This window comes from Salipiger sp. HF18 (assembly GCF_011806505.1).
In the GTDB taxonomy this organism is placed as follows: Bacteria; Pseudomonadota; Alphaproteobacteria; order Rhodobacterales; family Rhodobacteraceae; genus Salipiger; species Salipiger thiooxidans.
The window spans coordinates 1-8,046 of the sequence record NZ_JAATOS010000171.1 but is presented as its reverse complement, the minus strand read 5'-3'; the positions used below and the strand labels follow the sequence as shown (position 1 = coordinate 8,046).

The window sequence follows — 8,046 nt, the reverse complement described above, 5'->3', positions numbered from 1 at the left end:
TCTCCGAGGAAGAGATCCTCGATCTCATCCTGTCGTCGTCGCTTTTCGGCTGGGCCAACCGGCTGATGCACGTGCTGGGCGATCCCGTGCGCGAGGAGGTCTCTGCATGACCGAGGCGCAGGGCAGCCCCTGCCGGATCGGTATCGCGGGCGCGGGCTCCATCGCCTTCGGTTCGGCGGCGCTTCTGCACGTCAACGGTCACGACCCGATGCTGTGGTCGCCCTCGGGGGCGTCCACCGCGGCGCTGGCCGGGGCCCCGCTGACCGCCACCGGCGGCGTCGAGACCTCGTTCATCCCGCGGGTGGCAGGCTCGGCCGAGCAGCTCGTGGCCGAGAACGACGCGATCCTGATCGCGCTGCCGGGCTACGGTCACAAGCCGGTCTTCGACGCGCTGGCACCGCATCTGCGCGACGGCCAGCACGTCATCATCAGCTCGCACGCCTCGTTCGGGGCGGTCTACCTGATGCAGCTCTGCGCCGCGCGCGGCGTGACGCCGACGATCACCGCATGGGGCACCACCGCGGTCACCGGCCGCCGGGGCGAGGGCGCCTCGGTCAAGGTCAACACCGTGCGCAAGAAGGTCGATCTCTGCACCGTGCCCGAGACCCGCAGCGACTGCGCCCGCGCGGTCTGCACCCGGCTCTTCGGCGATGTCTTCGTGCCGCGCGACGGGCTTCTGGCGATCACGCTCTCGAACCTCAACCCGCAGAACCACCTCGGCATCGCGCTTGGCAACATCACCCGGATGGAGCGCGGCGAGACCTGGTCGCAGGGCCAGAACGTCACCCCCAAGGTGGGGGCGCTGCTCGAGGCGCTCGACGCCGAGCGTCTGGCCATCGTGGCGGCGCTGGGGCTGAAGACCAAGACCATCTTCGAGCACTTCTCGCAGAGCTTCCACGTTCCCGAGGCCAGCGTCTCGGAGATGAACCAGCAGATGCACGCGCAGGGCAACGGCGGCACCGGACCCGCGACCGCGGACAGCCGCTACGTGACCGAGGACGTGCCCTACGGCCTGCAGCCGACCGCGGTGTTGGGCCGGCTCGCCGGCGCCCCGGCCGAACTGCACGAGGCGGGGATCAGGATCTTCTCGGCGATGTATGGCCGCGATTTCACCGCTGAGAATGATATACTGAATGCGCTGGAGCTCGACCGCTTCAGCCTGGACGATCTGCGCGAGGCCGCCCGTACCGGTCTTCTGCAGAAGGCGCCCGCTGCGGCGACCTGAACAAAAAACGATACGGATACCCAACCCACAGGGAGACGCGAACACATGACCAAGCTCATCCTCAACCGACGCAAGTTCCTGAACACCGCAGCCGCCTCCGGCGCGGTGCTTGCGAGCCCCGCCTACCTGCGCCGCGCCTACGCCCAGGGCGGCGAGGTCAACATCTGGACCTACAACGACTTCGTGCCCGAGGCCTTCAAGGAGCAGTTCGAGTCCGAGACCGGCATCAAGGTCAACGTCCGCCTCGTCGACGACCAAGGCAAGCAGTTCAACCTGCTCGCGGCCGAGCAGCCGAACCCGACGGTCGACATCATGACCGTCGCCGGCCACCGCTTCCTGCAGTTCATCGACAGCGACCTGCTGGCGCCGCTCGACACTGACCGGCTGAGCAACTGGGGCAAGATCAACCCGACCTTCTCGGAATCCGACTGGGCCACGATCAACGGCGAGAAGTGGGGCGCGCCGATCCTGTCGGGCATGGAGGTGCTGGCCTACAACTCCGAGATCGTCTCGCCCGAGGAAGCCCAGACCTGGGACACGCTGTTCAGCGAAACCTACAAGGGCCAGACCGCCTACGTGATCCAGGACATGATGTCGATCGTCATGCTGATGATGGGCTACGACGGCAACATGGTCGCCTATCTCGACGACCCCGCCAAGGCCGCGGAGATTGTCGAGGAGGCCAAGGCCTTCCTCATCGAGAAGAAGCCGCTGGTGCGCAAGTACTACGACGGCGGCGCCGAGGTGCAGCAGATGTTCGTCAACCAGGACATCGTGCTCGGCCACTCGTGGAACGGCCCGGCGGCGGCGCTGATCAACGACGGCTTCCCGCTCGGCATGGCGATCCCGAAAGAGGGCTCCTACGGCTTCGTCTACACCTACAACATCGCCAAGAACTGCCCGAATCCGGACAACGCCTACACCTTCCTCGACGCCATCCTCTCGAGCCCCGAGATCGGTGCGGCGATGACCAAGGCCTCGGGATTCATTTCGACGTACAAAGATGCGTCGAACTACCTTTCCGACCTCGAAAAGAAATCTACGTCCTTCCCGGACGAGGAGCTGGCGAACCTTCAGTTCTTCCGCGCCGAGGCGAACGAGATGAAATACGGTCTCGTCGATCCCGCCGTGGAAGCGATCAAGGCCGCGTAAACACACTCACGGAGCCTTTCGCCAGCCGCCCGCCGGACATCGATCCGGCGGGCGGTAGACCCACAGATCCGTCGTCATTCCTGTCGAAAAGGAAGACCCCATGTCCTATGACGCATCCGCGCGGCAGGAACGCGGGACCGTCGCGGCGCATGCCTCCGACCGCACCTTCTGGGGCCGGCTGGCAAGCTGGGCGCCATACCGGGCGCTCGTGCAGGTGGCCACCGCCTCGCCGCGCCGCCAGTTCGTCATCCTCGCCGTCTTCCCGATCCTCTGGGTGCTGACCCAGCACCTCGGGCCGATGCTGCAGATGCTGCGCGTCTCGCTGACCGATGCCTACCCGGTCGCCGCCAACGTCGAGCAGCATTTCACCTTCGACAACTACGTCCGCTTCTTCGGCGACAGCATCTTCTGGATGCCGTTCTTCCGGACCCTGATCTTCGCGGCGGCCTTCACCTTCTGCACGCTGGTCCTGACCTACCCGGTGGCCTATTTTCTCGCCCGTCACGTCAGCCCCAAAAACCGGATGCTGCTGCTTCTGCTGCTGCTGATCCCGTTCTGGGTGGGCGAGATCGTGCGGACCTACGCCATCATGATCCTGCTCGGCAACACCGGGGCGGTGAACATGGTGCTGCGCTGGTTCGGGCTCATCGACCGGCCGATCCCCTTCATGTACACGAGCTTCTCCATGGGCGTGGGCATTGTCTACCTGACTGCGCTCTACATGCTGTTGCCGCTCTACTCGGCGCTCGAGAAGCTGCCGAAATCGCTGAACGAGGCCGCGGCCGACCTCGGCGCGGGGGCCTGGACGCGGTTCCGCAGGGTGACGCTGCCGCTGACGCTCGAGGGCATTTCCTCGGGCTGCACGCTGGTGTTCCTGATCTCGACCGGCTTCTACGCCACGCCGGTCCTGCTGGGCGGGCCGTCGACCACGGTCTTCGCCGAGACCATCGCCGGCTTCTTCCACGTGGCGGGCGACGAGTGGCCCACGGGCGCGGCCTTTGCAGTGATCATGTTCCTCGCGGCGCTGGCGATCACCGCCGGGTTCCAGCGGCTGATGAGCGCGCTGCGGAAGGGAGACACGAAATGACCCGTCACAACCGCATCCTCCTGTCCTGCTTCTACTGGGGCTTTGTCGCCTATGTCTTCGTGCCGCTGATCCTCATGGTCACCATGGGTTTCAAGGACAGCAAGTTCATCGGCTTTCCGATCAAGTCCTGGACGCTGGACTGGTACGCGAGCGTCTTCGCGGACTCCGAGACCATATCGGCCTTCGGCTACTCGGTCGCCATCGCGGTGCTCTCGACCCTGATCTCGGTCGTGGTCGGCACCTGGATCGCGGTGCTGCTCGAGGGCCGCAAGTTCTGGGGCAGGGCGGCGATCTTCGGGATGACCGTGCTGCCGGCGCTGATCCCCGGCATCATCTCGGCGATCGCCTTCCGCATCTACGCCCGCTACCTCGGCATCGAGCCGGGCATGGGCGCCATCGTCTGGAGCCACGCGGTGCACAACGTCCCCTTCGTGGTGCTGGTGGTCATGGCGCGGCTCTCGACCCTGCCGAAAAGCCAGATCGAGGCGGCGCGCGACCTTGGCGCCGACCCGCTGATCGCCTTCCTGCGCATCACCTTCCCCTATCTCGTGCCCGCGATCATGGGGGCGAGCATCTTCTGCCTTCTCCTCAGCTTCGACGACTTCGTGCGCTCGTTCTTCCTGGGCGGCTACGAGCCGACCCTGCCGGTGCTGATCTTCGCCAAGCTGAAATCGGGCATGTCGCCCGAGATCAACGCCATCGCGACCGTGGCGCTCATCCTCACCGCCGTGATCGGCGTCTGGGCCGAGCGTTTCACCCGCCGCATGAACAAGGATAGCTGAGCCATGGCCAATGATCCTCTCGTCCGCCTCGAAGGCGTGACCAAGCGCTTCGGCGAAACCACCGCGCTCGACAACCTGACGCTCGACATCGCGCAGGGCGAGTTCGTGACCTTCCTCGGGCCGTCGGGCTGCGGCAAGTCCACGACGCTGCGCATCCTCGGCGGCTTCGAGCAGCCGACCGCGGGCCGGGTGCTGCTGCGCGGCGAGGACGTCACCAGGCGTCCGCCGGAGAAGCGCAACGTCAACATGGTGTTCCAGGACTACGCGCTGTTCCCGCACATGACGGTGAAGCAGAACATCGCTTTCGGGCTCGAGCTCAAGGGCATGGGCAAGGCCGAGATCGCGCGGCGGCAGGACGAGATCATGTCCTTCCTCGAGCTCACCGCCTATGGCGACCGCTACCCGGCGCAGCTCTCGGGCGGTCAGCGGCAACGGGTGGCGCTGGCGCGCGCGCTGGCACCCGATCCGGCGCTCTTGCTGCTCGACGAGCCGCTGGGCGCGCTCGACGCCAAGCTGCGCGGGCAGGTGCAGCAGGAGCTGAAGTCGATCCAGCGCCGCACCAACAAGACCTTCTTCTTCGTGACCCACGACCAGGAAGAGGCGCTCACGATGTCCGACCGCATCGTGGTGATGAACAAGGGCCGGGTCGAGCAGGACGGCACGCCGGAAGAGCTCTATTTCCACCCGGCCTCGCGTTTCGTGGCCGAGTTCATCGGCGAGACCAACCTGCTGACCGGCGAACTGCGCGGCACCGAGGGCGACGCGGTGGTGATGGACTGGTTCGGCACGACGCTGCGCGGACACGCGCCGGGTGGGGTGCCGCGCGCCGGTGCGCCGATCACCGCCTCGGTGCGGCTCGAGCGGCTGGGCTTCCACGCCGAGCGCCCGGCCACCGCCAACGCGGTGCAGGGCAGGGTGACCGGCAAGACCTTCCTCGGCTCGCGCATGGCGCTCGATCTGACGGTCGAGGAGGCGCAGGGCGCCAGGCTGCGCGCCTACGTGGACGCAGACACCGGCCAGTCGGTCGGCGACGCGCCGGTGTGGATCGGCTGGGACCAGAGCAGCATGGCGGTGCTGCGGGACTGACGGGCCCGGCGAGAGATCGCCCGGGAGAGCACTCGGTCATGATATGCGAGGGGCGGGCCGCCGGGTCCGCCCTTTCTGCTTTTGCAGGCTACCCTTGCGGAGAGATCCGTGCTTCGGGAGCGCTCTACGCTCTACGCTCTACGCTCTACGCTCTACGCTCTACGCTCTACGCTCTACGCTCTAGGCCCTGAGCGTATGGCAATGCGCTCTCCGTGGGCCAAGCCAGTGCGGTTGTCGGATCTAAGTGCAGTTGCAGAGCAGGTCACCACCAATGCAGTCTGCCCTGGGCCGCCGCGCTTTGGTGGCGGAGAAGTACGTCTCTCCTTGCTCCGGGCTCCGTGTCTATGGGGAAAAACTGGGCGTGTTGGGCTCAGCCCGGGCAGCGGTATCTGGGATCGGCGCTGGCGACGGATCCGGTCGCGGGTCCCGACGCTGGTTTGGAGGTGGTTCCGGGGGCGGCGCCTGAATTCCTCATGCGCCGGCCCTGAGGCCAAATCCTTGAAGAGCCGTCACAGAAAAACGGCCCTTCCGTGGCACGCTTTCGTCAGCTTGCGCGGCGCTCGTCGAAGCTCAGCGCGATGAACTCGGGCATGTGATCGCCCATGCCCACGACGCTTTTATCCGAGCGGTCGTTGCGGTCGCTACGGTCGTTGCGGCGCGGCGCCGACGGCTTCTCGGCACGCGCAGGCTTACTCTCTTCCCGCTCGGGCTTCTTCGAGCGCGACCGCACGCGGGTGCTTTTCTTCTCGCTCTGATCCTCCGAGGCGGTGTCCTCGGGCTCGGGCGTGGAGACGGCGGCGGGGGCCGACATGTTCGGCAGTTCGACGCGCGGGATTTCCTTCTGGAGAAGCTTCTCGACATCCTCGAAGTTCTTCTCGTCGCGCGGCGAGACGATGGTGAAGGCCTTGCCCTCGCGCCCGGCACGGCCGGTGCGGCCGATGCGGTGCACGTAATCCTCGGCGTGGCCCGGGACGTCGAAGTTGAACACGTGGCTCACGCTCGGCACGTCGAGCCCGCGGGCCGCCACGTCGGAGGCGATCAGCAGACGGATCGAGCCGTCGCGGAAACCGTCCAGCGTGCGCGTACGCTGCGACTGGTCGAGATCGCCGTGGATCGGCTCGGCGTTGTAGCCGTGCTTCTTGAGCGACTTGGCCACGATGTCCACGTCGACCTTGCGGTTGCAGAAGACGATGGCGTTGGTGCACTTTTCGCCTTCACGGTCGATGATCTGGCGCAGCACGTCACGCTTCTCGGTCGCCTCGCGGTCGCGGCGCGATCCCTTGAAGAACACCGCGCCCTGCTCGATGGTCTCGGACGCGGTGGCCTGACGGGCGACCTCGACGCGCTCGGGGTTCGACAGGAAGGTGTTGGTGATGCGTTCGATCTCCGGGGCCATGGTGGCCGAGAAGAACAGCGTCTGGCGGGTGAAGGGCGTGAGCGAGAAGATTCGCTCGATGTCCGGGATGAAGCCCATGTCGAGCATCCGATCGGCCTCGTCCACCACCATGACCTTGACGTCGGTCAGGATCAGCTTGCCGCGCTCGAAATGGTCGAGCAGGCGGCCGGGGGTGGCGATCAGCACGTCGACGCCCTTGTCGATGAGCTGTTCCTGTTCCTTGAAGCTCACGCCGCCGATCAGCAGCGCCTTGGTAAGCTTCACGTACTTGGCGTAGGTGTCGAAGTTCTCGGCGACCGAGGCTGCGCGGCATCCGGGCGCGGGCGCGGCCACGGGCGAGCGCGGTGATCATCGGCAGCGTGAAGCTGGCGGTCTTGCCGGTGCCGGTCTGGGCGATGCCCAGAACGTCCTTGCCGGCCAGCGCATGGGGGATGGCACCCGCCTGGATCGGCGTGGGGGTCTCGTAGCCCGCTTCTTCGATGGCCTTGAGAACCTTGGGGTTCAGGTTGAGATCAGAAAATTTGGTCATGTGTGTCCGATTTGGGTGCGGACACTCATCTTGGCCCGCGCATCTGAGGATGGGATCGCGCCCTCTGGGCCCAAGCGTGACTTGGCATGTGCGATCCCGATGGCGCGGCTTGTACCGGAAACAAGGGGGAAAGGTCAATCAGAACGGTCGTTTGATGGGTAATTCGTGGGTTCCAGGGGACAGTCGCCGCATGGTTGTGTGCGGTTTCGGAGCATTCTTCCGCGATTGCCGCGGACAGGGTAATGCCTGACCGGCGCCCGCGGCGGTTGCGGCGGCAGGAATTGCGCTCATGGAATCAGGGGATTGCATCAGGTTCCGGGAAAATGCCGTGCGCGCAGCACGGCGAAATCCATGCGCCGCTCGCGCAGCAGCCCGTTCCGGGCCAGCGCCCCGATTAGGCGCGGCGTCGCGGTGCAGACCTCGTCGTGGAACCGTTTCAGCGCCGCCTCGCCGCCGCTGTCCTCGATGGTGGCGAAGAGATCGTGGAGGCTGAGCGCCCCCGGCTGGCGCACCTGCGGCTTCAGCTCGGCCCGGTAAGAGCCCTGCGCCAGCCGGAAGCGGTAGAGTCGCAGGAAGTGCTCCCAGTCGGCGGCATGGAAGTGCCCGAGCTCGGTGTCGGGCAGGGGCTGCTGGCCGGGGTTCTCGGTGCCGTCGAGCGTGATGTTGTGGATGCGGATCTGCAGCCCCTTCGTGCCGGCGCGGAAGAAAAGCTTGCCCGCGACGTGGCTGAGGAACCCGCCCGACAGGTGCCGGCCCCAGGTCGGGAAACAGTCCTCGGCAGCGGTCCTT

5 protein-coding genes and 2 pseudogenes are annotated in these 8,046 nt (G+C 66.3%); 5 read left to right on the top strand and 2 right to left on the bottom strand.

The window, feature by feature from the left end; translation table 11 throughout:
• The first annotated feature begins 106 nt into the window (after positions 1-106).
• The 5 genes from HC022_RS14515 to HC022_RS14495 all read left to right on the top strand — a co-directional run bounded on the left by HC022_RS14515 (position 107) and on the right by HC022_RS14495 (position 5,332).
• Positions 107-1,225: an NAD/NADP-dependent octopine/nopaline dehydrogenase family protein gene (locus HC022_RS14515; protein WP_167452924.1), complete on the top strand. Its 1,119-nt coding sequence runs from the start codon at positions 107-109 to the stop codon at positions 1,223-1,225.
• A 45-nt stretch (positions 1,226-1,270) separates the two neighbouring features.
• A complete protein-coding gene (locus HC022_RS14510) occupies positions 1,271-2,377 on the top strand; it encodes a PotD/PotF family extracellular solute-binding protein (protein ID WP_008886215.1) in 1,107 nt (368 codons plus the stop codon).
• 100 nt (positions 2,378-2,477) lie between these two features.
• Positions 2,478-3,464 carry an ABC transporter permease gene (locus HC022_RS14505; RefSeq protein ID WP_008885751.1) on the top strand — a complete coding sequence of 329 codons (987 nt, stop codon included), beginning with the start codon at positions 2,478-2,480 and terminating at the stop codon, positions 3,462-3,464.
• The gene (locus tag HC022_RS14500) at positions 3,461-4,246 is read left to right on the top strand and encodes an ABC transporter permease (RefSeq protein ID WP_089957524.1); all 786 of its coding nucleotides are present in this window, start codon (positions 3,461-3,463) and stop codon (positions 4,244-4,246) included. Before HC022_RS14505 ends, HC022_RS14500 begins: the two co-directional genes overlap by 4 nt.
• Positions 4,247-4,249: 3 nt before the next feature.
• Positions 4,250-5,332, top strand: coding sequence for an ABC transporter ATP-binding protein (locus tag HC022_RS14495; protein ID WP_089957527.1), 1,083 nt, complete (start codon positions 4,250-4,252; stop codon positions 5,330-5,332).
• 544 nt (positions 5,333-5,876) lie between these two features.
• Here the strand turns inward: HC022_RS14495 and HC022_RS14490 are convergent.
• Together HC022_RS14490 and HC022_RS14485 are read right to left on the bottom strand one after the other, a co-directional pair.
• Positions 5,877-7,257 (bottom strand): annotated as a pseudogene (locus tag HC022_RS14490) (DEAD/DEAH box helicase).
• Positions 7,258-7,565: 308 nt separating this feature from the next.
• Positions 7,566-8,046: pseudogene (locus HC022_RS14485) on the bottom strand (glycosyltransferase family 2 protein); the annotation flags it as partial.